Raw genomic sequence first — 26,215 nt, 5'->3', positions numbered from 1 at the left:
TTTATGCTGAATTTCAGACCACTACTGTTTATTTTAGGGCTGTTTCTTTCCATGTTGACAGCCTTTATGTTTATCCCCCTGCTTCTGGCCGCTTTCAGTGGTGAAGAAACTGTGGGCTCTTTTATGGTATCCGCACTAGCAACAGGGATCTGCGCTAGCCTTTGTTTACATAATGGCCAAAGTAAAACTATTCACCTCAATATCCGCGATATGTTTCTGCTGACGAGCCTAACGTGGTTAATCGTCAGCCTATTTGCGGCCATGCCCTTTACCCTGTATCACGGTATTGGCTATACGGATGCATTTTTTGAAACCATGTCCGGTATTACCACGACGGGTTCCACCGTCCTTTCAGGCTTGGATACCATGGACCATAGCATTCTAATCTGGCGATCATTACTACAATGGCTTGGAGGTATTGGTTTTATTGTTATGGCCGTTGCAATTTTGCCTTTCTTAAACGTCGGAGGTATGCGGCTATTTCGTACTGAATCTTCTGATTGGAGTGATAAAGCCGTACCCAGAACACAAAATATGGCTAAGCATTTATTTTTTATCTATATTTTATTAACTATTGTTTGTTGTGTTGCCTACCACTTGGCTGGTATGACTTGGTTTCAAGCAATTAACCATGCGATGACCACAATATCCACTGGTGGTTATTCCACTTCAGATAGCTCAATGGCAGCTTTTTCAAACTCAGCACACTGGGTAGGTATTGTATTTATGGCGGCTGGTGGCTTGCCACTATTACTGTTCGTACATACGATTCAACAACGGAATCTTCATATTTGGAATGATGCACAAGTTAGAGGATTTTTATTCTTTCTGACCTTTGTCTCCTGCTCCATTGGATTTTGGCTCTGGCAAACCCGTGACATTGCGTTATTAGATGCCCTACGCTTATCCAGTTTTAATGTGGTTTCTGTTGTCACAACAACAGGATATGGCTTAACTGATTACGGATCTTGGGGGGCTTTTGCTAATATCGCTTTTTTATTTTTAATGTTTGTGGGCGGTTGTTCAGGCTCAACATCGGGGGGAATTAAGATCTTCCGCTTTCAAATCGCAGGTGCCATTATGCGCGAGCAATTAAAGCAACAGTGTCATCCAAACGGTCTATTTCGAGAGCGCTATAATAATCGCATTATCAGTGAAGATATTGTCCGCTCGCTCATTACCTTCGTCTTACTGTTTATGCTCGTCATTGTTGGATTATCAGTAATTTTAGTACTTACAGGGCTCGACCCTATGACTAGCTTTACCGGTGCCATCACTGCCGTCACCAATGTAGGACCAGGTTTAGGCCCTATTATTGGCCCTGCGGGCAATTTCTCAACCTTGCCCGATGTCGCCAAATGGGCATTAGCACTCGGTATGTTACTTGGCCGCTTGGAAATCTTAACCGTGGCAGTATTATTCCACCCAAGTTTCTGGAAATACTAACGGCAGTCATAAAAATGCGCTAATAACATGCATTTTCCATTACGTTGTTGCTGTAACCTCTGTCAGATCTAACAGATGATCGGCATAAATTTTCACATCTTCCCAGTCGGTATAATCGATCACTGATTTAGGATCGGTTGGACCTTTAGTCATCTTCATAATCAACTGAATCGCCAATCTGTCGTACCAAGGCCATGAAGGATAATCCACTTTACCTGCAATGATCTTCAGATCTGCGGGAGTCCATGGTGATAATGCAATAAACTTTTGCAGGTATTTATTATTTTCTGGGATACGTTTTTCAGGATTTCTGGCGACCACATTGACACAGAAGAAACTGTTCGGTAAAGCGCTTAATGCTTGATTATGCTGTTCTATAAACTGGAATACTGTTTTATCGTAGGTACCGTAGAGAACACAAGCCCCCAGAGCAACAACCTGATAATCCGGCCAATTAATCCGAGTGGCTGCGGCACTATTGATATCAACTAAGTCAACCTGCGCACCACGGTTTTTTAATTGATCAGCAATTGCACTAGCAATCTTGGCTGTATGTCCACCACGGGTAAAATAAAGTACGAGGACGCGTATCATTGGAAGTTCTCAATTCGCTGAAGTAATGTCACCATTGTGGCGTTATTCCGCTAAATAATCCTCTGATAGGATCACAAATCAGCGGTATCTCATATTCTGTTATGCAAAAATTGAGATCTGTATTGTCGAGCAGTATGATTGCGTTTACAGGTATGTACAATTAGAATTATCTAATAAAATAAGCGATAAAGTGAGTGACCTTATGCAAAATGATATAGATGTAGATGCAATGGTAACTAATGCGGAAAGTGCAGCTAAATGGCTTAAAGCCATCGCGAATCCTTATCGCCTAATGATTTTATGCCTATTGCTAGATAAAGAGTTAAGCGTAACTGAACTCAATGCCACGGTGCCATTAAGCCAATCCGCACTATCCCAGCATTTAGCTGTGTTACGCGCAGAAGATTTAGTGGATACCCGTAAGAGTTCGCAAATTGTTTATTATAAGCTTAAGAATGAGCAAGTTACCCAAGTCATTTCTATTCTACACAATCGCTACTGCGCGGGGTAATGCTAAATTTAAGCCCCTCTCTATTTTAAGATTTGGGGCTTAAATTTTTTTTACTGGTGACTAAAGTCAGTGCCAAAAGCATCAACCTTAGCCCAATCGGTAAACTCAAAGGTTCCGTTAATATCGGTCGGCCCTTTAGTCATCCACATAATAAAACGTATCATAGTGCGATCAAAGAAACTGTACTTTGGATAATCAATCTTACCTGCAAATACCGCCAAGTGCTGAGGTTGCCATAGGGAAAGTTTTAAAAACTTTTGCATGTATGGATTGGTTTCGGGGGTATTTTTTAAGGGCTTGCGTGCCACAACATTAACGGAAAAAAATCCGTTAATTTTGGTATCTAATACGGCATGGTGACGATTAACAAATTGATATAACTCGGGCCTATATTTTCCATAGCGAATACTGGCACCGATCAACACTTTATCAAAATCAGCCAAACTCAATGCTTCTGCCTGCTCTAACGTGACTAGCGAAACATTTTCTCCCGCCTGCTCTGCAAACAGTTTTATTTTTTGGCAGATTGCCAATGTTTGGCCATCAATGGTTGAGTAGATTATTAACGTCTGCATCTTTAATTTTTCCAAAAGGTTGGCGTGAATAAAATCAGTAAGGTAAAGACTTCGAGGCGTCCAAACAACATCGCGACCACCAGCACCCACTTTGCTCCATCACCGATACTGGCGTAATTACTCGCCACCTCACCTAAACCTGGGCCAAGGTTGTTTAAGCAAGCCGCGGTAGCACTAAAAGCGGTAATATCATCTAAACCCATCGCCATCAGTGCAAGCATACAAATCACAAACACTAGCGCATAGGCAGAAAAGAATCCCCATACAGCATCGACAACACGGTCAGGTAAAGCCTTAGAACCAATCCTAATTGAAAACATCGCCTTCGGGTGAACGAGTCGTTTCAATTCGCGCGACCCCTGTAACAGCAGCAAAATCACCCGGATAACTTTAATCCCCCCCGCAGTTGAACCGCCACAACCACCAATAAAGCTCGAGAATATTAATAACATCGGTAAAAATAGCGGCCACATATGAAAGCTATCCGTACCGAATCCAGCCGTTGTCGCCACAGAAACTGCTTGAAACAGCGCCTGATCTAAGGTTTCTTCGGGTGATTCATAAATACCAGAATGATAAAGCGTCAGAAAACAAATCGCGGTAAGAATAAGTTGAATCGCCACCAGCATTTTAAATTCAGTATCTTTAAAATACACTTTAACGTTAATACCTCGCCGCGAAAATGCCGCAAAATGCACGCTAAAGTTAACCGCAGAGACAATTAGAAAGAACACACAAATCAGATTGATCACAGGACTATCGAAATAGCCCATACTGGCATCATGGGTCGAAAAGCCACCAATGGCTATGGTTGAAAAAGAATGACAAATTGCATCAAAAATACTCATTCCTGCCAACCAATAGGCGCCAGCACAGGAGATCGTTAACAGTAAATAGATATACCACAGTGCTTTAGCTGTTTCAGCTATCCTAGGTGTCATCTTACTGTCTTTCACAGGCCCTGGGATTTCAGCACGATAAAGCTGCATCCCCCCAACACCAAGTACAGGTAAAATAGCCACAGCAAGCACAATGATCCCCATACCACCGAGCCATTGCAGCATGTGCCGATAAAACAGAATAGCTTTGGGCAAGGAGTCAAGACCAACAATCACTGTCGCCCCAGTCGTGGTCAGCGCCGAAAAAGATTCAAAAAAACTATCTGTCCAACTCAGATCTGGCTGATTAGAGAAAATAAATGGAAGGGAACCTATAGAACCCAGTACTGTCCAAAATAATACAACAATCAAAAAACCCTCTCGGGTACGTAACTCTTCTTTGCAGCGGCGATTGGGATACCAAAGCCAAAAACCAATAAATAGACTCACAAAAAAGGCTTGGATAAATGCAGTACCGCCACCATCGTTATACCAAATAGCGATCAGTGCTGGTGGCAGCATAGTGATGGAAAATAAGCCGATTAATAGACCTATTATTCTTATTATGGTTTTATATTGCATTAAGCGAGTTCAATTATTCCATTGGCTGTAAAGGTATTTTCAGCATTTTGGCTATTTTGGCATAATTTGCGCGGGCATCACAGTTCAAACTCGGCACTTAAGCTGCCTTGGCTCAAGGTCATCAATAATTCACTGAACCTTTCTTGTTGTTGCTTTCCTATTTCAAACTCAATATAGACAACTTCAGCAAACTGCTTATTGATCATAACGGCATCAACTTGCTGTAATGAATATTCTACATCCCTTAGTTGCGAGTAGTCACACTGTAGCCTTGCAGGATAACGCAGCTGCTTTGTTTGCATTGATAGCTTGGTCAATCCAAGTCTTAAACCAGAAGTATAGGCTCGAACTAAGCCTCCCACACCAAGTTTAGTACCGCCATAATAGCGCACAACCACAGCAGCAACTTCACCAATATTTGCACCTTGTAAAACAGCGAGCATAGGGCGGCCAGCACTGCCAGCGGGTTCACCGTCATCACTTGAGCCAATCAATACGGTGTCGATTGGTGCGCCAGCGATAAAAGCATAGCAGTAGTGGCTTGCGCCGGGATAATCACGCTTTATGTCAGTGAGCACTAACTTTAATTTATCAATACTATCGCAATGAAAGATAAAAGAGATAAAGCGGCTATGCTTTATCTCTTCTTCAATCTGAATATTTTCACTCGGGATAAGGTAACTTTCGAGCACAAGATCGTCCTAAACTTGCCCTATGATCAATCGGCTAAACCCAGCTCGCGGGTCATATTCTCGTTTCTATCTTGGTGCACTATGACGTTATCTTCGATACGAATACCGCCAAAAGGCCTTAACTCATCAACGGTTTGCCAGTTGATCTGCAGGCCACGACTATCTTGTTTAAGCTCATTAAGCAAAGTATCTATGATGTATAACCCAGGTTCCATAGTCAGTACTTGGTTTGGCGCTAAAATGCGGGTGCAGCGCAAAAATGGGTGGGCATCGGGCGCCGCGATATGGGTACCGCGCTCATCGTGGGAGAAGCCACCCACATCATGCACTTGTAAACCTAACATGTGGCCTAAACCATGGGGGAAGAAAGCACTGGTAATGCCTTGATCAACCAAACCTTGGGCATCCCCCGTGGCTAAATCAAAATCCAATAGCATTTGCGCGACTTTAGCGTGAGTCGCTAAGTGTAAATCAGGATAACGCACGCCGGGGCGCATCATGCCGATAAGCTCCAGCTGCGCCTTATTCATCGCAGCGATCAACTCATCGAAACGATTCTTCTCGAAGGCATAGGTTCTAGTAATATCAGACGCATAGCCAAAGTAACTCGCGCCCGCATCAATAAGAAAAGACAAACGTTTCGCGGGGCCTTGATGCTCAAGCGCAGTGTAATGCAAAATCGCCGCATTTTGATTAAGAGCGATAATATTGCCGTAGGGCACTTCATTTTCGCTCTGGCCCACGGCAGATAAATAATGCTATTGGATTTCGAACTCACTCGCACCGTTATAAAACGCATTTTTAGCCGCCAAATGTCCCTGCACCGCAATTTGGTTGGCGCGGCGCATACATTCCAATTCATATTCAGTTTTAGTGGTTCTGTGGTAATGCAAATAGCTCATCACAGCATCGGGATTGCGACTGGTAAAACCCAGCACTTCGGCTACATCTAAATGCTCGCCCAAATAAGCCCAATTAACTGTGTCTTTGGGTAACAGTTCAGCGACCTTATCGGCCTTAGTTAACAGCTTAATATCAAAATGCTCGGTCCAGAACATATCCGGCACATCGGATACTTTGTGCCAAAAATCCACAGGACGATAAAAAATCAGCTGCGGCTTATCGCGACCATTGACGACTAACCAGCAATTCGGATTATCCAACACTGGCAACCATGCCTTGAAGTGCGGGTTTGCTTTAAAGGGATAATTGATATCATCCAAAAACATCCGATGCGGCTGACCCGAATGGATCACTAAACCAGACAAGGCTTCTCGAGACAAAATCTCTGCGACTCGGCGGTTTAACTCGGCAATATGGGCACGATAGTGATGAGCCAACTGATCCATTTGTCATCTCCTGCAATGAATAAAAGTTAATATTATGAGCCAAATTTGCCCACATAATCTTAATCTGATCATGAACAACAGATTCAATCAAAACGTTAAACTGTCACTCAATCTAAAATACATGGCTGCTGAATAAAGAACATTAAAGCGATAACATCATGATTATTTTTAATAATTCTATTCAACCCTAGCATGGCTACAGCGTTTAAACGTCTAAGGAAAACAGCCATAAAGACCTATTTATCCGCAAAGTGATTTAACGCATTCTAGGTGTTCTACACTCTGTGCAGTGTATCACAAAGGTGAAAAATCACTCTAGCCGACAAGAAATTAAACAGTCGTTTAAATTGGGTGTTGTAATTTATCGAATTTCGAAGCACACTGGCACACAACTGGTCAAATGATGGCCGAAGCTGCTGTGAGATAGAGAGTCGTACTAGCACCAACACATAATGGTGGGTATCACTTTTAAGCCAAAAGGAAGCAAGCAATGATCTACCAAAGTCCTACAATTCAAGTTGAGTTACTCGAGGATAATATTGCCAAGCTGTGCTTTAACGCACCTGGTTCGGTGAACAAATTCGACAGAGAAACCCTCGCCTCGCTCGATGCGGCATTAGACAGCATCAAGCAAAATTCCAATATCAAAGCATTAGTACTGACCTCAAGTAAAGATACCTTTATTGTGGGTGCCGACATTACCGAATTTTTAGGCCTATTTGCACAAGATGACGCCGTACTGCTCTCTTGGGTTGAACAAGCCAACGCTGTCTTCAACAAACTCGAAGACTTACCTTTCCCAACCGCATCTGCAATCAAAGGCTTTGCCTTAGGTGGCGGCTGTGAAACCATTCTGGCAACGGATTTCCGTATCGCAGATACCACAGCCAAAATCGGTTTACCTGAAACTAAACTCGGCATCATCCCAGGCTTTGGCGGCACGGTTCGCCTGCCTCGTGTAATTGGTGCAGATAACGCACTCGAGTGGATCACCACAGGTAAAGACCAACGCGCTGAAGATGCACTGAAAGTCGGTGCTGTGGATGCCGTGGTTGCGCCAGAAGCGTTAGAAGCGGCTGCGATTCAAATGCTCAAAGACGCTGTTACTGAAAAGCTGGATTGGCAAGCACGTCGTAACCGCAAACTGTCTGCGCTAACGCTGCCAAAACTTGAAGCTATGATGTCATTCACCACAGCTAAAGGCATGGTGTTTGCTGTTGCGGGTAAACACTACCCAGCACCAATGGCCGCAGTAAGCGTGATTGAGCAAGCATCGACTAAAGGCCGCACCGAAGCACTCCAAATCGAGCATCAAGCCTTTATCAAACTGGCTAAAACTGACGTTGCTAAAGCGCTTATCGGTATCTTCCTTAATGATCAACTCGTTAAAGGCAAAGCGAAAAAAGCGGGTAAGTTAGCCAAAGAAGTGAAAAACGCTGCCGTATTAGGTGCTGGCATTATGGGCGGCGGCATCGCCTACCAAAGCGCCAGCAAAGGCACACCTATTGTCATGAAAGACATTGCCCAGCCAGCATTAGATTTAGGCCTCAATGAAGTCGCCAAACTGCTATCGGCGCAAGTTGCTCGTGGCCGTTCAACGCCAGAAAAAATGGCCAAAGTGCTGAACAACATCACGCCTTCATTAGATTATGCTGCGCTCAAACACAGTGATGTCGTCGTTGAAGCCGTTGTTGAACATCCAAAAATTAAAGCACAGGTTTTAGCCGAAGTTGAAGGTTATGTGAGTGAAGATGCGATTATCGCGTCAAACACCTCAACGATTTCAATCAACTTGCTCGCTAAGAGCATGAAGAAACCTGGGCGTTTCTGCGGTATGCATTTCTTCAACCCAGTGCACAAAATGCCGTTGGTAGAAGTTATCCGTGGCGAGCACAGCTCTGAAGAAACCATAGCCTCTGTTGTGGCTTACGCCAGCAAAATGGGCAAAACCCCAATCGTGGTTAATGATTGCCCAGGCTTCTTCGTTAACCGCGTACTCTTCCCTTACTTTGCAGGCTTTAACGGCCTACTTGCCGAAGGTGGCGACTTTGCTGCAATCGACAAAGTTATGGAAAAACAATTTGGTTGGCCAATGGGCCCAGCTTACCTACTCGACGTAGTGGGTTTAGACACAGGTCACCATGCCCAAGCAGTAATGGCTGAAGGTTTCCCTGATCGTATGGGTAAATCTGGTACCGACGCGATTGATGTGATGTTTGAGAACAAGCGCCTTGGCCAGAAAAATGGCAAAGGTTTCTATGTCTATTCAGTTGATAGCCGTGGCAAACCGAAGAAAGATGTCGATCCTACGAGCTACGGCCTATTGAAAGATGCCTTTGGCGAGTTAAAAACCTTTGAAGCCGATGACATTATTGCCCGTACTATGATCCCTATGATCATCGAAACCGTGCGCTGTTTAGAAGAAGGCATTGTCGCATCACCTGCCGAAGCGGATATGGGCCTGGTTTATGGCTTAGGTTTCCCGCCATTCAGAGGCGGCGTGTTCCGTTACTTGGATACCATGGGTGTCGCAAGCTTTGTGGCCTTAGCAGACAAATATGCTCACTTGGGCGGTCTGTATCAAGTCACAGATGCGATGCGTACAAAAGCCACCAATAACGGTAGCTACTACCAAGCCTAATTAGCGGGAAAGGAATTTAATCATGAAACAAGCTGTTATCGTAGACTGCATCCGTACTCCGATGGGCCGCTCAAAGGCTGGCGTATTTCGTAATGTACGTGCAGAAACTCTGTCTGCCGAATTGATGAAAGGTCTGTTGCTGCGTAATCCGCAACTCGACCCAAACCTAATTGAAGACGTGATTTGGGGCTGTGTGCAACAAACCCTAGAGCAAGGCTTCAACATCGCCCGTAATGCTTCGCTATTAGCCGGCATTCCAAAGACCGCTGGCGCTGTGACGGTTAACCGCCTATGTGGTTCGTCAATGGATGCTATCCATCAAGCGGCGCGTGCGATTATGACTGGCATGGGCGACACCTTTATTATCGGTGGCGTAGAACATATGGGCCATGTACCTATGAGCCATGGTGTCGACTTCCACCCAGGTCTTGCTAACAACGTGGCAAAAGCCTCTGGCATGATGGGGTTAACTGCTGAAATGCTGGGTAAACTGCACGGTATTACCCGTGAACAGCAAGATGCTTTTGCAGTACGTTCTCATCAACGTGCTTATGCCGCGACGATTGAAGGCCGCTTTGCTAAGGAAATCTATGGCATTGAAGGTCACGATGCTAACGGTGCCTTAATTAAAGTACTGCAAGACGAAGTGATCCGCCCAGAAACCACAATGGAATCTCTAGCAGCACTGCGTCCAGTATTTGATCCAGTCAACGGTACTGTGACTGCAGGTACTTCTTCTGCACTGTCTGATGGCGCTTCAGCCATGCTGATCATGGAAGAATCTAAAGCGCGCGCACTTGGCTTACCGATTCGTGCACGTATTCGCTCGATGGCGGTTGCGGGTTGTGATGCGGCGATCATGGGTTACGGCCCTGTTCCTGCCACGCAAAAAGCGCTGGCTCGTGCCGGTATCACAGTTGCCGATTTAGATGTGATTGAACTGAACGAAGCATTTGCAGCTCAGTCTTTACCTTGTGTAAAAGATTTAGGCTTAGCGGATGTGGTTGACGACAAAATCAACCTCAACGGCGGTGCGATTGCACTAGGTCACCCACTGGGCTGTTCAGGCGCACGTATCTCTACTACGCTGATCAACTTGATGGAAGACAAAGACGCGACCTTAGGTTTAGCGACCATGTGTATTGGTTTAGGCCAAGGTATCGCCACTGTTTTCGAACGCGTTTAATCATCCTGCGATTTATTACATTGGTAGATAAAGAATGCCGGAATTAATTTCCGGCATTTTTATATCAATAGCTCTGACATATATGCAGATGTTCCACGTGAAACATCAATCAAACAATATCAAAATATAAGCACCTTAATACCTATCACAAATTCAAATAGCCAGCTTGGTTTATCATGATCGCTAGAGTAACATTAGCCAATTCTGTTTGACCGTTCTGTAGAGGTAATATGAACGACGCTTTCTCAAACGCACAGCATAAACTCGATGCCCTAGGTTTACGCTGCCCAGAGCCTGTAATGATGGTGCGTAAAACAGTAAGACAAATGGCTGCTGGTGAGACACTGCTCATCATTGCCGATGATCCAGCAACAACTCGCGATATTCCCAGCTTTTGTGAGTTTATGGACCACACCCTTATCGCCAGCGAAACGGCTCAAACGCCATACCAATATTTGATCAAAAAAGGACTTTAGGTCGTATACCTGTCATTAAACAGTAAACAGAGGATATGATGCTATGCCAAAGCTGCTGGGGATTGCCTATAAAACTGTAAAGAATGGCTTAATGAATGAAGTTCTGTACGCCAATGTCACCCAACTCAGCGGTGTCGAAAAAGATATATTTGGCCGCCCTGGCAAACGCCAAGTCACAGTACTATCCAAACAGCAATGGCTGATTGCATGCCAAAGTATCAATGTAGATTTACCTTGGACGACTCGCAGAGCAAATCTATTCGTTGATGGTCTGGTATTTAGCAGTGCTGATGTTGGTAAACATTTGCAGATTGGTGAGTTACTACTTGAAATCACGGGTGAGACAGATCCCTGTAAAAAAATGGAAGTGGCCCATATTGGTTTAGAGGCTGCACTTTCTCCCGATTGGCGCGGTGGTGTAACTTGCCGAGTCATCGTGGGCGCGATGATCCATCAGGGCGATACAGTCACGTTAGTCACTGAATCACTCTCATAAATGGGTATATTCTGCACAAGACTCAAACTACAGCCAAGTCTCTAACTTGGCTTACTATATAGCCTCCTATCCGCTCGTATTTTTCTCTGATCACTAATTGAAACAGTATTTACGTTTTCCTTCCTACCTATTTATGCGATAACTACACCAAGTATTAACAAAACTTTATCTTGTGATTAATACGGATCATGTAATCCATAAAAACGATAACAGGAAGTGACATGTTGAACGCTAAACTTACCCCGCTTTATATTGCCCTCACTCTTGGGATGAATACCTTCGCAGTTAACGCCACAGAAACGAAAGAATCGACTTGGCATGTTAACGCTCCAGCGAATGCTCCCTTAGAGCAAGTCAAAGTTGATGTTAATGAAGGTACTTGGATGAACTTGAGTGTCAGTCCAGATGGTAAGCATATCGTCTTCGACTTACTTGGTGACATCTACCAAATTCCAGTAACAGGCGGTGAAGCTAAGCCATTGGCCCAAGGCATAGCTTGGCAGATGCAGCCCGTCTATAGCCCAGATGGCAAGCACATTGCTTTTACGTCCGATGGCGATGGTGGTGATAACATTTGGATTATGGATGCCGATGGTAAAAATCCAAGAACCGTTACCCAAGAAACCTTTAGGCTGCTAAACAGTCCAGCTTGGAGCCCAGACTCCCAGTATCTGGTTGCCCGTAAGCACTTTACCGCCAGCCGCAGTTTAGGTGCGGGCGAAGTGTGGCTATACCACGTTGCGGGGGGCGAAGGCGTCAAACTGACCGAACGTCCAAATGATGAGAAAGATTTAGGTGAACCCGCATATTCACCCGATGGGCGCTATATCTACTTTAGCCAAGATGACACGCCGGGTAAAACCTTCCATTACTCAAAGGATTCAGTCAACGGTATCTACAAAATCAAACGTTACGATACTCAAACTGGTGAGATTGAGATCTTGATTGAAGGCACAGGTGGTGCCATTCGGCCAACGCCAAGCCCAGACGGCACTAAGCTCGCCTATATTAAGCGCGATGATTTTCAGTCATCACTCTACCTACTCGACCTTAAGTCGGGAGAGACGACTAAGCTGTTTGGCGAACTTGACCGTGATATGCAAGAGACTTGGGCGATTCATGGCGTCTATCCAACAATGGCATGGACACAAGATAACAAGGATATTTTCTTCTGGGCTAAGGGAAAAATTAATCGCCTGAATGTTGCCAATAAGACACTCACAGATATTCCCTTCAGTGTAAAAACCGAGTTAGCAGTACAGCCCTCGGTACGCTTTAAGCAAGATATAGATAAAGACGTTTTTGATGTAAAAATGCTACGTATGGCGCAGGTCTCTCCTGATGGCAGCAAAGTCGCCTTCGAAGCTCTTGGCAAAATTTGGTTAAAATCCTTACCCGACGGCAAGATGTCACGCTTAACAGAACTGGATAAAAATATCGCAGAGCTTTATCCACAATGGTCGCGCGATGGTAAAAATATTGTTTTCACTACTTGGAATGACCAAGACCAAGGCACTGTACAAGTGATTAGCGCCAAAGGCGGCAAACCTAAGCAGCTAACATCTGAGCCAGGAAAGTATGTCGAACCCACATTTTCACCCGATGGTGAACTCGTAGTGTATCGTAAAACTCAAGGCGGTAACCTCACCCCAAAAACTTGGTCACAGGAACCCGGCCTGTACAAAGCCGATTTAAAAACCAAACAAAATAAGAAGATCAGTTCAGATGGCTATCAAGCCCAATTCGGTGCCAATGCCGATCGCGTCTTTTTTATGAATAGCAGCGAAGATGAAACGCCGCAGTTATCATCCATCAACTTAGACGGCTTCGATAAACGGGTTCATTACAGCAGCAAACATGCAACTGAATTTAGGGTTTCACCCGATGGTGAACAACTCGCCTTTGCCGAACGTTTTAAGGTTTGGGTAACGCCTTTTGCTAAACACGGTGAGACAGTTGAGATTGGTCCCAATGCCAGCAATCTACCCGTAAGCCAATTGAGTGCCCGTGCGGGCGAAAGTATCAGTTGGAACAGTAAAAGCGACCAACTATATTGGACGCTTGGCCCCGAACTTTATCAAGCCAAGGTTGACACTCAATATCGCAACAAAGATGAAAAGGCACAACCAAGCATTATCGATTTAGGCTTTACCGAAAAGGCCGATGTTCCACGTGGAACAATCGCGTTTATAGGTGGTAAAGTGATTACCATGGAAAATGACCAGGTAATTGATAATGGTGTGGTCATAGTTAAAGACAATCATATTGTCGCCGTAGGCGATGCCAATGTTGCGATTCCTAAGGATGCGCAGATCATCGACATCAAAGGCAAATCCATTATGCCAGGACTATTCGATGCCCACGCCCATGGACCGCAAGCGGATGATGAAATCGTGCCACAACAGAACTGGGCGCTCTACTCTGGATTATCTTTAGGCGTGACTACGATTCACGATCCATCGAATGACACCACAGAAATCTTTGCCGCGTCCGAACAACAGAAAGCAGGCAATATCGTTGGCCCACGCATATTCTCCACCGGCACCATACTTTATGGAGCCAATGCACCGGGTTACACGTCACATATCGACTCGCTGGATGATGCCAAATTCCATCTTGAACGCCTTAAAAAAGTCGGGGCATTTAGTGTAAAAAGTTATAACCAACCACGCCGTAATCAAAGGCAACAAGTCATAGCCGCTGCGCGTGAACTTGAAATGATGGTTGTCCCAGAAGGTGGCAGTTTGCTGCAACATAATTTAAGCATGATCGCCGATGGCCATACCACGGTTGAGCACTCGCTCCCCGTTGGTTCAATCTATAACGATATCAAACAGTTTTGGAGCCAGACTCAAGTTGGTTACACGCCAACCTTAGTGGTCGCCTATGGTGGTATTTCTGGTGAAAACTACTGGTACGATAAAACCGATGTATGGGCGCATCCACGCCTATCCATGTATGTCCCCGCCGATATTTTACAAGCCAGATCAATGCGACGCCCGCATGCGCCCGATAGTCACTATAATCATTTCAATGTTGCCAACGTAGCTAATGAGCTCAATAAGTTAGGGGTTCATCCTAATATTGGCGCTCACGGCCAACGAGAGGGTTTAGCGGCACACTGGGAAATGTGGATGTTTGCCCAAGGCGGCATGAGCAATATGGAGGTATTAAAAACGGCCACCATTAATCCGGCGACAACCTTTGGCTTGGAGCATCAGCTTGGCTCAATCAAAGAAGGTAAGCTCGCAGACTTGATCGTTATAGATGGTGATCCATTAGCCGACATTAGGGTCACCGACAAAGTCACTTATACTATGGTGAATGGTAAATTATTCAATGCAGAGACTATGAATAAGCTTAATGGGGATAAAGAACAGCGTAAGCCGTTTTTCTTTGAGAAAATCTAATCTCAGCAAATAGAAATAACCAAAAGCATGTTCCACGTGGAACATGCTTTTTTTATCTCTAGGCTTCTAATACCACGACAAGTTCTAAACCCTACTTCAACATCGGCAATCTCTCGATTAATGTTGCTCGTGATTATGCAGTCCGGCACAAGAATCGACACAGGCTTGATAAGCAATACACTCTACAAGATGATCGTTCACCATTCCCACCGCCTGCATAAAGGCATAACAAATGGTTGGGCCGACAAAATTGAATCCGAGCTTCTTCAACGCTTTTGACATGGCTTCAGATTCTGGTGTTTGTGCCTGAACCTGCGACATTGCCCTAATCTGATTAACTATGGGTTTACCGCCCACAAAGCTCCATAAAAATGCAGAGAAATCCTTCCCATCGGCAGTATAGGCTAAATAACCTTTAGCATTCTTGATGATAGAGTTCACCTTCAAGCGGTTGCGCACTATACCGGGATCCAACATAAGCTCCTCCACTTTCGCCTCATCGAAGGTGGCAATTATCTCAGGTTCAAAATTAGCAAAGGCCTGTTCATAGTTTTGTTGCTTCTTCAGGATAGTTATCCAAGATAATCCGGCCTGTTGACCATCTAAACACAACTTAGCAAACAGCTCCTTTGGATCATAAACAGGTCGCCCCCACACTTTGTCGTGATACTCACGATATAAGGGATCATCACTTACCCAGCCACAGCGGATCTCTTCCATGGTATATAACCTTATTGTTTTAATTAAGAAGGTAAAAAATAACCTACATAAGCAGATATCTACAAGGTATAATCGAACCCATTTTCTATTCAGGCTGACGGCAGTAGACAAGTAGACATGACGACAAAACACGACGTAAAAACATTTCAGGGTTTTATTCTCACCCTGCAGGAATATTGGGCGCAGCAAGGCTGTGCAATCGTTCAACCTCTAGATATGGAAGTCGGTGCGGGAACTTTCCACCCACAAACCTTCTTACGCTCTCTAGGGCCAGAACCTATGAGCAGTGCCTATGTGCAGCCATCGCGCCGCCCAACAGATGGCCGTTACGGTGAAAACCCTAACCGTCTACAGCACTACTACCAATTCCAAGTCGTGTTGAAGCCTTCACCAGATAATATCCAAGAACTCTATTTAGGTTCACTGCAAGCACTCGGTATCGATACTCAAATCCACGATATCCGCTTTGTTGAGGATAACTGGGAATCACCAACACTCGGTGCTTGGGGTCTAGGCTGGGAAGTCTGGCTTAACGGCATGGAAGTGACTCAGTTTACCTACTTCCAACAGGTCGGCGGCTTAGAATGCAGCCCTGTCACGGGTGAAATCACCTATGGCCTAGAGCGTCTGGCGATGTATATCCAAGGTGTTGATAGCGTTTATGATCTCGTTTGGACCGATGGCCCAATGGGCCGCATCACCTATGGCGATGTATTCCACCAAAACGAAGTCGAACAATCGACCTATAACTTTGAACACGCCGATGTAGACTTTATGTTTGCTCTGTTCGATCAGTGCGAAAAAATGTGTCAGCATTTATTGTCGCTGGAAAAACCTTTACCTCTACCCGCCTATGAGCAAGTGATGAAAGCCTCACACGCCTTCAACCTGCTCGATGCCCGCCACGCCATTTCAGTTACCGAGCGCCAACGCTACATCTTACGCGTTCGCACTATGGCTAAGGCTGTTGCTGAATCCTATTATCAGGCACGCGAAGCGCTTGGCTTCCCAATGTGTAAGTAGAGGTAAAAACATGAATTTTGAAAACTTACTCATAGAGTTAGGCACGGAAGAGTTACCACCCAAGTCACTGCGTAAACTGGCTGAATCCTTTTTAGCTAACTTTACTGAAGAACTCACCAAAGCCGATTTAGCGTTCAGCTCAGCCGTTTGGTACGCAGCGCCACGTCGTCTGGCAATTAACGTCACTGAACTTGCCCTTGCGCAAGCCGACAAAGTCGTTGAAAAACGCGGCCCAGCAGTGAGTTCAGCATTCGATGCTGAAGGCAAACCGACTAAAGCCGCCGAAGGTTGGGCACGTGGTAATGGTATTACTGTTGAACAAGCCGAACGTTTAGTTACAGATAAAGGCGAATGGTTAGTCCATAACGCCAAAGTTGAAGGCGTCGAAACAAAAAGTTTAATCGCTGCTATGGCGCAACGTGCACTCGATAAATTGCCCATTCCTAAGCCAATGCGTTGGGGCAATAATAAAACCCAATTTATTCGCCCTGTTCATACTGCCACTATCTTGTTAGGCAGTGAGTTGATTGAAGGTGAATTGCTGGGTATCAAATCGGCACGCACTGTTCGCGGTCACCGCTTTATGGGCCTAAAGCAGTTTGAATTAGCCCATGCAGATCACTACCTTGCCGACCTAAAAGAAAAAGGCAAAGTCATCGCCGATTACGAAAGCCGTAAAGCATTAATCAAAGCCGATGCCGAAAAAGCCGCCGCTAAGATTGGTGGCACAGCCGATATCGAAGATAGCCTACTTGAAGAAGTCGCCTCTTTGGTTGAATGGCCAGTGGTATTGACCGCTAGCTTCGAAGAAAAATTCTTAAGTGTGCCGTCTGAAGCTTTGGTCTATACCATGAAGGGCGATCAAAAATACTTCCCTGTCTTTGATGATGCAGGCAAGTTACTGCCAAACTTTATCTTTGTGGCAAATATCGAATCAAAAGATCCCGCGCAAATTATCTCTGGTAACGAGAAAGTGGTTCGCCCACGTCTTGCCGACGCCGAGTTCTTTTTTAATACCGATAAAAAGCACACGCTGGAATCGCGTTTACCTAGCCTTGAAACAGTCCTGTTCCAACAGCAGCTCGGTACCTTAAAAGACAAAGTGAATCGTATTTCTGCCCTAGCCGCCTTTATTGCCGAGCAAACTGGCGCGAATGCGGTTGATGCAGCCCGTGCAGGTTTGTTATCTAAAACCGATTTGATGACCAATATGGTGATGGAGTTTACCGACACTCAAGGCACTATGGGCATGCACTACGCCCGCCTCGATGGTGAAACCGAAGCCGTTGCGGTTGCGATGGAAGAGCAATACAAGCCTAAGTTCTCTGGCGATACAGTGCCTAGTGCAGGCGTATCTTGTGCAGTCGCATTAGCAGATAAGCTCGACACTTTAGTCGGTATCTTTGGTATTGGCCAAGCACCAAAAGGCGCAGCCGATCCCTTTGCCCTACGCCGTGCCGCCATCGGTGTGCTGCGTATTATAGTTGAGAACAAACTGCCACTGGATTTAGTAACACTGATTGCTAAAGCTCAGGAGCTCCACGGCACTCACTTAAGCAACGCCAATGCAAGCGACGAAGTGTTAGAGTTCTTAATGGCTCGCTTCCGCGCTTGGTATCAAGATAAAGGTATTGGTGTTGATGTGATCTTAGCGGTACTAGCACGTCGCCCAACACGCCCAGCTGATTTTGATAGCCGTATCAATGCGGTTTCACACTTTAGAAGCCTAGAAGCTTCTGGCGCACTTGCAGCAGCGAACAAACGTGTATCCAACATTCTGGCTAAGGTTGAAGGCGCTTTACCAACTACTATCGATGCGAGTTTGTTAACCGAAGCCGCAGAGCAAGCATTGGCGGCCAAGTTGAATGAGCTGCAACCACAGTTGGCACCTTTATTTGCCAATGCCGATTACCAACAAGCCTTAACTTTGTTAGCTGGCCTGCGTGAAAGCGTCGATCAGTTCTTTGAAGATGTGATGGTTATGGCAGATGATGAAGCATTGAAAAACAATCGCTTAGCATTGTTGAATAATCTACGCGAGCAGTTCCTGCACGTAGCGGATATCTCATTACTGCAATAATGTGCCGCTAAGCACCAATAAAAAACGCGCTTAAAAGCGCGTTTTTTATTGGCCTGATTTCTTATACCAAACGTATTAAATTACCCAATCAGAACTGCAGCAGCTTTTGATGTAAGCCATCAAATTGGGTCTGTTCCAAGTTAACTTGCTGCAGTAAATTCGCCAGTATCTCAGGGGATAATTGCCCTGCTTGATGCAGCATAGAAATCTCGCTGATCACATTCGCCCGCCATACCACTGCAGCAAGCCCCGCTTGAGGACGCGAGTTCACACTGGCGAGCCTGTCTAATTCTGTTTCAAAGGTATTAGGTAACTGCCAATGCTTAGCAAGCAATGAACTCAAGGTTAACGATTTGGTCGTCATAACTTGTCTAAATAACCCAGAATTAGGCTGTTCTCCTGGCTCTGCCTGTACAAATGCATCGAGGAGCATTTTAAAAATAGCCAACTTGCCGACATCGTGTAATAGGCCCAATAAAAAAGCTGTATCTTGATCTTCATCGCTTAACTCACTGGCAAGAAAAGCGACCTGCATCGAATGGCGCCAAATTTCAGCCCCAAAACGACGGAAATAAATTGGTTTGATATCTAACATTTCACGCACTAAACAAGTGGTGACAAACTTTCTCAACTGTTCGCGGCCAAGCTGTACCAAAGCCTGTTGTAAACTGGTGATATCCCTATCGCTACGTTTAAACGCAGGGGAATTGCACAGCTTAAGCACCTCCACACTCAGTAAAGGATCACGCTCGATAAGTGCTAATAGAGCCTTAATATCAAACTGTGGGTCAGCCAGCTTACGATCTAACTCCAATACCTTTGACGGCAGTTTTAACACTTTTTCGGCGATCACTTGTGGCGATGCTAAGGCATGCTCTATCTCCGCCATTACCCGACGTTCAAGATTGTTGGCAATTCCACCGGCATCATTCACTCGAGCGGGAAATAACAAACTATAAAAAAGTGCAGATAAATCAACGTAAACAACGTTAGCAGAAATACTTTCCTGCTGAGTGATATTTTTTGGAGAAATTGCTAGTGGCTTTCCCAAATCGGTGGCACTAAAGCTCTTAGGACGCTCAATTGGGTTATCTTCACGAAGATTAAATAATTTATTAAAAATGGACTTTATCAAGCAATATAACTCCCAGAATTAACAAATAAAAAGAGTTCAATATCAAGCAATGCAAGTCCATTGTAGTCAATGCTCAATAAAAGGTATTTGTCACTAACTTAATAACAACATAATAGCTGCTTTTATGGGATAAGTATTAATAATCCAAACAAAAAGGGAAAGCCTCAGCTTTCCCTTAATTCAATCAATCATTACAACACATTACACGTCTAAGTTAGCCACGTTCAATGCGTTCGCTTCGATAAACTCACGGCGTGGTTCCACTTGGTCACCCATCAAACAAGTGAACAACTGATCGGCACCCACGGCATCATCAATTGTGACTTGCAACATACGGCGTGATTCAGGATCCATTGTCGTTTCCCACAATTGCTCAGGGTTCATCTCACCCAATCCTTTATAACGCTGGATATACAAGCCACGTTTCGCTTCCGAAATCGTCCAATCTAGCGCTTCGAGGAAACTGCCGACTTCTTTAACCCGTTCACCACGTTGTACATAGCCGCCTTCTTCAATCATGCCATCTAACGCCGCACCTAACTTGCCGATACGTTGATAATCGCTTGATTGGAAGAAATCATAAGTAAACAGATAGTTAGTATCGATACCGTGTTTACGAATAGTGATCTTAGGCAGATACACTTTACGCTCAGGATCGAGAATTGGCTCAGCCGAATACAATACACCGCTACTTTCCATTTCCACCAGCTCGTGGATAAAGGCATCGATCCACTCTTTCATCTTACCTTCATCAGCCAACATCTCGTTGGTGATCATTGGGTGATAAAGCATACGGTTAGTAATGTGCGTTGGATAACGCTGCTCTAAACGGGCAACAATCGCCTCTACTTCACGGTACTGAGTCACTAAACGCTCTAACGGCTCACCCGACATACCAGGTGCACCTTGCGTTGGATACACTACGGTGCCATCCAATGCTTGAGTCGTGAGGTATTGAGTCAGTGCTGGTTCGTCTTTCAAATACTGTTCTTGCTTACCCTTTTTCACTTTAAACAAAGGCGGCTGAGCAATATACACATAACCACGTTCAATCAATTCAGGCATTTGACGGAAGAAGAAGGTCAACAGCAAGGTACGAATGTGCGAGCCGTCGACGTCAGCATCCGTCATGATGATGATGTTGTGATAACGGGTTTTATCTGGGTTATATTCATCACGACCAATACCACAGCCAAGTGCCGTGATAAGCGTCGCTACTTCTTGAGAAGACAACATCTTATCGAAGCGGGCCTTCTCAACGTTTAGAATTTTACCTTTCAGTGGCAGAATCGCTTGGTTCTTACGGTTACGTCCCTGCTTAGCGCTACCGCCAGCAGAGTCCCCTTCCACTATGTAAATTTCGGAAAGACCAGGATCTTTTTCTTGGCAATCGGCCAGCTTACCAGGCAAACCACCTAAATCGAGAGCACCTTTACGGCGAGTCATTTCACGGGCTTTACGCGCCGCTTCGCGGGCACGGGCCGCATCGACAATCTTACCGACGATCAACTTCGCATCGGCTGGGTTTTCCAGCAGATAATCGTTCAACTTCTCACCCATGGTTTGTTCAACCGCGGTTTTCACTTCACTAGAAACCAGTTTGTCTTTCGTTTGCGAACTGAATTTAGGATCTGGCACTTTAACAGAGATAACGGCAGTTAAACCTTCACGGGCATCATCGCCGGTCGCGTTCGTCTTACCTTTCTTGTTATAGCCTTCGTTTTCCATGTAGTTGTTGAGGTTACGCGTCAACGCACTACGGAAACCAACTAAGTGAGTACCACCATCACGTTGCGGAATGTTGTTGGTAAAACAGAAAATATTTTCTTGATAACCATCGTTCCACTGCATAGCCACTTCAACGGTAATACCGTCGTCACGCTCTTGCATAAAGTGGAACACCTCTTTATTGACAGGTGTTTTATTACGGTTCAAATAATCGACGAATGCACTAATACCGCCTTCATATTTGAAAAATTCATTTTTATTGTCACGTTCATCAATCAGGCGAATACCGACACCAGAGTTAAGGAATGACAATTCACGCACCCGTTTTGCCAGAATTTCAAAGTGAAATTCAACATCACTAAAGGTATCTTCACTCGGCCAAAAACGGATTTCAGTCCCTGTTTTGGTTGCATCACCAATCTCTTTGATTGGCGCATCAGGCACACCATGGGTATAAAATTGTTCGTACACTTTGCCAGCACGACGAATAGTCATTTGCAGCTTTCGAGATAAAGCGTTTACAACCGAAACACCCACGCCGTGGAGACCACCAGACACTTTATAGGAGTTATCATCGAACTTACCGCCGGCATGTAATACCGTCATAATAACTTCTGCTGCCGATACGCCTTCTTCCTCATGGATAGCGACCGGAATACCACGTCCATCATCTTTTACAGAAACAGAACCATCTACATGGATAGTAATGGTAATATCGCTACAATGGCCGGCTAACGCTTCATCGATAGAGTTATCGACTACTTCGAACACCATATGATGTAGACCCGTACCGTCGTCGGTGTCACCAATATACATCCCAGGTCTCTTACGTACTGCATCAAGGCCCTTAAGGACCTTAATACTCGAAGAATCGTAACTATTCTCTGACATATTATTCTCTCAATGGTTATTCAACTACCGTTACACGTCCCTGTTCCACATGAAACATCCTATTGGGAGGCGTGTGTAACGAATCGACTATTGCAGCAGGATCGATGGCGGTCACAAATACTTGTGCTCCGGTATCCGTTAACTGCTTAAGCAATAGCTGCCTATGCTGTGCATCCAACTCGGATGGAAGATCATCCACAAGATAAATACTGTGTTTATCTATTTGTTGTTTGAGCAACTTTCCCTGTGCAATACGCAGTGCACAGACTAATAATTTCAATTGACCACGGGACAGGGCATCCTGCGCCGGCAAATTGCCTACACGAAGTCTAAGGTCAGCTTTATGGGGACCGCTGACGGTATGACCTGTGGCCAAATCTCTGGAATATTGGTTTTCGAGTAGTTCTGCAAAATCCGTCTTACTATCCCAGCCGCGAGTAAATGAAACCTTCACATCTACACTCGGTAAAAACTCCCCGATTATACCCTTAAGTAGCCCATTTAACGAGTCTACATAATGGTTTCGTATTTCGGTGACCTGCTCGGCATAACGCACAAATTCTTGGTCCCAAAATTGAATATGAGTGTAAACAGCACCATTCCTAAGCAATTGATTTCTTTGCTTAAGAACACGGCGAACATTCGTCCAAGCACCATAAAACTGCGGATCGGCATGAAATGCGCCCCAATCGATAAATTGTCGACGGGATTTTGGGCCTTCAAACAGTAACGAAAAGCTTTCTGGTGTGATCACTTGAATAGGCAAGGTTTCGGCTAAGGTCGATAGCCGTTTGACCTTTTCGCCATCAATTTTAACTTCAGTCTCACCGCTACGAAATCGGCGCAAACCGATTTTACTGTCACCGCGCGCTAAGTTTAACGTCGCAAATAGAGTCAACTTATCGTTGTCGTTATTAATCACCCGCTGCGATAAATGGCTGCGAAACGAACGCCCCATACCGAGGAAATAAATGGCTTCTAAAATACTGGTTTTTCCGCTGCCATTTTGGCCATAAATCACGTTAATCCCTGGCGCAGGGATTAACTGTGCAAACTGAATATTGCGAAAAGCTTCAATATTAAGACGGGTTAAACTCATGCATTACCCATAGAGCCGAGCAATCGGCACAGTACAGAAATTCATAATAGCTATCATACCGCACAGACCTTAGTGAAGCCGCACCATACCAATGATGGATGGTTTAACAGGAGTATTTTGAGGAAATCTACGCCACGAACACGCAGCGTAGATAGCAAAGATAAACGGGTAAACATGGACAAGTATGTGACGTGAACTACAAACGCATCGGCATAACCACATACATGGAATCTTCTTCCAAATGGTTTTCAATTAAAGCGCTAGAGTTACCATCAATCAGCGTGATACGCACATCATCGGACTTAAGGTTATTGAGCACGTCCAGTAAATAACTGACGTTAAAACCAATTTCAAGTGATTGATTGTTATAGTCAACATCGATGATCTCTTCCGCTTCTTCCTGTTCAGGATTGTTAGCGGTAATCTTGAGCAAACCATTTTCGAGTTGAATACGCACACCACGGAATTTTTCGTTGGATAAAATCGATGCCCGAGTCAGTGCTTGTTTCAAATGATTGCGACTCGCGATCACAATTTTATCACCGCCCTTTGGTAATACACGGCGATAATCAGGGAAGCGACCATCCACTAATTTACTGGTAAAGACGGTGTTAGCGGTAGTCGCACGAATCGCATTATCACCGATAGCAATCGCAATATCTAAATCGTCCGACTCCAATAAACGCGCCATTTCCATCACGCCCTTACGTGGAACAATAACTTGTTTTTCAGGTAATTGGGCATCGATAACACGATGACTTAAGGCTAAACGATGACCATCGGTCGCAATAGCGCGCAACATATTACCTTCAGTTTCAAAGAGTAATCCGTTGAGGTAATAACGCACATCTTGGTTCGCCATCGAAAACTGCGTCGAATCGATAATCGACTTCAATACGCCTTGCTTTAAACTAAATTCAATTTCAGCTTGGAAAGCTTCAACATTGGGATATTCTTCGGCGGGCAAAGTCGCTAAGGAAAAACGGCTACGGCCTGAACGCAGCAACCACTTATTATCCTGTTGCTCAACCTTTAATTCGCTTTGTTCTGGCAATGACTTTACGATATCTAACAGCTTCTTAGCAGGAACTGTAGTACGACCTTCTTCGATATCACCGTGAACCACAGCTTGACCAACAAGTTCAACTTCTAAATCTGTCCCCGTCAGTTTAAGAGAGTGACCACTAACTTCTACAAGGAGATTAGACAAAATGGGCAAATTATGGCGTCTTTCTACCGCACCACAGACTAATTGAAGCGGCTTTAACAGGGCATCCCTATCAATTGAGAATTTCATAGTGTCCAAATTCCTTGTTTTTAAGAAGATAGCGTTCTAATCAAATTAGCATAATCTTCTTTTATGTCGTGGCTCTCTTCCCGTAGCTGAGCAATTTTACGACAGGCATGCAACACTGTGGTGTGATCGCGACCACCAAAAGCATCACCAATTTCCGGCAAGCTCTGGTTAGTTAATTCTTTGGATAACGCCATGGCAACTTGTCTTGGACGCGCGACACTACGTGAACGGCGCTTAGACAACATATCAGCCATCTTGATCTTGTAGTATTCAGCTACGGTTTTCTGAATATTGTCTATAGTGACTAATTTTTCTTGAAGTGCCAAGAGGTCACGCAGTGCTTCACGAACAAAATCAATGGTGATTGGTCGACCAGTAAAGTTAGCGTTCGCAATAACGCGGTTTAACGCACCTTCTAGCTCACGCACGTTTGAACGTAAGCGCTTAGCAATAAAGAAGGCCACTTCATCGGGCAAGTTAATACCACTCTCTTGGGCTTTACGCATCAAAATCGCCACACGGGTTTCTAACTCGGGTGGCTCAATCGCCACGGTTAACCCCCAACCAAAACGCGATTTCAATCTGTCTTCAACACCATCGATCTCTTTTGGATAACGATCTGAAGTCAAAATAATTTGGTGGTTGCCTTCAAGCAAGGCATTGAAGGTATGGAAGAATTCTTCTTGAGATCTGTCTTTATTGGCAAAGAATTGAATGTCATCGATAAACAGTGCATCGACACTACGGTAGTAACGTTTAAATTCTTCGATGGCATTATTTTGCAGCGCTTTAACCATATCTTGGACAAAACGCTCAGAATGCATATAAACCACTTTGGCATTAGGATTATTTTTGATGATCCCGTTCCCGACAGCATGCAACAAGTGAGTCTTACCTAAACCTGTTCCACCATATAAGAATAATGGGTTATAGGCACCACCAGGATTTTCAGCCACTTGCAACGCTGCAGCTTTACCTAATTGGTTTGATTTACCTTCGACGAAGTTATCAAACTGATAGGTTGGATTGATATTGCTACGATGATTAGCATTAGCAATAGGCTCAGCTTGGGTATTAAAATAAGTACCGACAGTCGCTTTAGTTTGAGTATTAGGTGCACGCACAGTCGCTACTGGGGCGGGCTCAAACTTTTTAGCCGATGGACGACTACCAATATCGAAGCGTAATTTGGGTGCGTCGCTACCCATTTGCTCAGTAAAAAACTGATTAATGATATTAATGTACTTTTCTCTGACCCAATCGAGCACGAAGCGGTTGGGCGCATAGAGCACCAATGTATCACCATCCATTTCAGCTTGTAACGGTCTGATCCACATACTAAACTGCTGAGCAGGAAGCTCATCTTGCAGTCGTCCGATACATTGTTGCCAAAGTGAAACCGCCAC

Annotated in this window: 19 protein-coding genes and 1 pseudogene; 9 read left to right on the top strand and 11 right to left on the bottom strand. The window is 44.8% G+C overall.

Annotation, left to right across the window (positions count from 1 at the left end):
* Window positions 1-3 precede the first annotated feature (3 nt).
* Entirely contained in the window at window positions 4-1,446 is a 1,443-nt protein-coding gene (locus tag JEZ96_RS00100; RefSeq protein ID WP_011787442.1) for a TrkH family potassium uptake protein, read from the top strand.
* A 39-nt stretch (window positions 1,447-1,485) separates the two neighbouring features.
* Here JEZ96_RS00100 and hemG (JEZ96_RS00095) read toward each other — a convergent pair whose 3' ends face one another.
* Entirely contained in the window at window positions 1,486-2,040 is a 555-nt protein-coding gene (gene hemG / locus JEZ96_RS00095; protein WP_011787441.1) for a menaquinone-dependent protoporphyrinogen IX dehydrogenase, read from the bottom strand.
* Between the two features lie 202 nt (window positions 2,041-2,242).
* On the opposite strand from hemG (JEZ96_RS00095), the gene JEZ96_RS00090 reads away from it, so the two are divergent.
* Complete coding sequence (locus tag JEZ96_RS00090; RefSeq protein ID WP_011787440.1) at window positions 2,243-2,551, top strand: ArsR/SmtB family transcription factor; 309 nt, start codon at window positions 2,243-2,245, stop codon at window positions 2,549-2,551.
* A 50-nt stretch (window positions 2,552-2,601) separates the two neighbouring features.
* Here the strand turns inward: JEZ96_RS00090 and hemG (JEZ96_RS00085) are convergent, their stop codons facing one another.
* The 4 genes and pseudogenes from hemG (JEZ96_RS00085) to pepQ form a co-directional block, all read right to left on the bottom strand.
* Complete coding sequence (hemG, locus tag JEZ96_RS00085; protein WP_011787439.1) at window positions 2,602-3,126, bottom strand: menaquinone-dependent protoporphyrinogen IX dehydrogenase; 525 nt, start codon at window positions 3,124-3,126, stop codon at window positions 2,602-2,604.
* 2 nt (window positions 3,127-3,128) lie between these two features.
* Window positions 3,129-4,586 carry a TrkH family potassium uptake protein gene (locus tag JEZ96_RS00080; protein ID WP_011787438.1) on the bottom strand — a complete coding sequence of 486 codons (1,458 nt, stop codon included), beginning with the start codon at window positions 4,584-4,586 and terminating at the stop codon, window positions 3,129-3,131.
* Between the two features lie 77 nt (window positions 4,587-4,663).
* On the bottom strand, window positions 4,664-5,278 hold the full coding sequence (locus JEZ96_RS00075; protein WP_025008551.1) for a YigZ family protein: 615 nt from the start codon (window positions 5,276-5,278) through the stop codon (window positions 4,664-4,666).
* Between the two features lie 26 nt (window positions 5,279-5,304).
* Window positions 5,305-6,627: pseudogene (gene pepQ / locus JEZ96_RS00070) on the bottom strand (Xaa-Pro dipeptidase).
* 490 nt (window positions 6,628-7,117) lie between these two features.
* On the opposite strand from pepQ, the gene fadB reads away from it, so the two are divergent.
* The 5 genes from fadB (at window position 7,118) to JEZ96_RS00045 (ending at window position 14,836) form a co-directional block, all read left to right on the top strand.
* The gene (gene fadB, locus JEZ96_RS00065; protein WP_128090209.1) at window positions 7,118-9,268 is read left to right on the top strand and encodes a fatty acid oxidation complex subunit alpha FadB; all 2,151 of its coding nucleotides are present in this window, start codon (window positions 7,118-7,120) and stop codon (window positions 9,266-9,268) included.
* Between the two features lie 22 nt (window positions 9,269-9,290).
* Window positions 9,291-10,454, top strand: coding sequence for an acetyl-CoA C-acyltransferase FadA (fadA, locus tag JEZ96_RS00060; protein WP_014609502.1), 1,164 nt, complete (start codon window positions 9,291-9,293; stop codon window positions 10,452-10,454).
* A 230-nt stretch (window positions 10,455-10,684) separates the two neighbouring features.
* The gene (gene tusA / locus JEZ96_RS00055; protein WP_011787433.1) at window positions 10,685-10,930 is read left to right on the top strand and encodes a sulfurtransferase TusA; all 246 of its coding nucleotides are present in this window, start codon (window positions 10,685-10,687) and stop codon (window positions 10,928-10,930) included.
* A 43-nt stretch (window positions 10,931-10,973) separates the two neighbouring features.
* Complete coding sequence (locus tag JEZ96_RS00050; RefSeq protein ID WP_011918267.1) at window positions 10,974-11,426, top strand: MOSC domain-containing protein; 453 nt, start codon at window positions 10,974-10,976, stop codon at window positions 11,424-11,426.
* 221 nt (window positions 11,427-11,647) lie between these two features.
* Entirely contained in the window at window positions 11,648-14,836 is a 3,189-nt protein-coding gene (locus JEZ96_RS00045) for an amidohydrolase family protein (protein WP_061783433.1), read from the top strand.
* Window positions 14,837-14,953: 117 nt separating this feature from the next.
* Here the strand turns inward: JEZ96_RS00045 and JEZ96_RS00040 are convergent, their stop codons facing one another.
* On the bottom strand, window positions 14,954-15,556 hold the full coding sequence (locus tag JEZ96_RS00040) for a DNA-3-methyladenine glycosylase I (protein ID WP_025008548.1): 603 nt from the start codon (window positions 15,554-15,556) through the stop codon (window positions 14,954-14,956).
* 117 nt (window positions 15,557-15,673) lie between these two features.
* Between JEZ96_RS00040 and glyQ the strand changes: the two genes are divergently transcribed.
* Window positions 15,674-16,579, top strand: coding sequence for a glycine--tRNA ligase subunit alpha (glyQ, locus tag JEZ96_RS00035; RefSeq protein WP_011070431.1), 906 nt, complete (start codon window positions 15,674-15,676; stop codon window positions 16,577-16,579).
* 10 nt (window positions 16,580-16,589) lie between these two features.
* Window positions 16,590-18,659 carry a glycine--tRNA ligase subunit beta gene (gene glyS / locus JEZ96_RS00030; protein WP_014609498.1) on the top strand — a complete coding sequence of 690 codons (2,070 nt, stop codon included), beginning with the start codon at window positions 16,590-16,592 and terminating at the stop codon, window positions 18,657-18,659.
* Between the two features lie 88 nt (window positions 18,660-18,747).
* Here glyS and JEZ96_RS00025 read toward each other — a convergent pair whose 3' ends face one another.
* The 5 genes from JEZ96_RS00025 to dnaA all read right to left on the bottom strand — a co-directional run bounded on the left by JEZ96_RS00025 (window position 18,748) and on the right by dnaA (window position 26,215).
* On the bottom strand, window positions 18,748-19,794 hold the full coding sequence (locus tag JEZ96_RS00025) for an HDOD domain-containing protein (protein ID WP_061783435.1): 1,047 nt from the start codon (window positions 19,792-19,794) through the stop codon (window positions 18,748-18,750).
* A gap of 201 nt (window positions 19,795-19,995) precedes the next feature.
* Complete coding sequence (gene gyrB / locus JEZ96_RS00020) at window positions 19,996-22,413, bottom strand: DNA topoisomerase (ATP-hydrolyzing) subunit B (RefSeq protein ID WP_011787427.1); 2,418 nt, start codon at window positions 22,411-22,413, stop codon at window positions 19,996-19,998.
* A 16-nt stretch (window positions 22,414-22,429) separates the two neighbouring features.
* A complete protein-coding gene (recF, locus tag JEZ96_RS00015; RefSeq protein WP_011787426.1) occupies window positions 22,430-23,512 on the bottom strand; it encodes a DNA replication/repair protein RecF in 1,083 nt (360 codons plus the stop codon).
* Window positions 23,513-23,708: 196 nt separating this feature from the next.
* A complete protein-coding gene (gene dnaN, locus JEZ96_RS00010) occupies window positions 23,709-24,809 on the bottom strand; it encodes a DNA polymerase III subunit beta (protein WP_011787425.1) in 1,101 nt (366 codons plus the stop codon).
* Window positions 24,810-24,829: 20 nt separating this feature from the next.
* On the bottom strand, window positions 24,830-26,215 hold the full coding sequence (gene dnaA / locus JEZ96_RS00005) for a chromosomal replication initiator protein DnaA (protein WP_011787424.1): 1,386 nt from the start codon (window positions 26,213-26,215) through the stop codon (window positions 24,830-24,832).

Source organism: Shewanella putrefaciens, from assembly GCF_016406325.1.
GTDB lineage: Bacteria > Pseudomonadota > Gammaproteobacteria > Enterobacterales > Shewanellaceae > Shewanella > Shewanella putrefaciens.
This window is presented reverse-complemented; position numbering and strand designations above follow the sequence as displayed.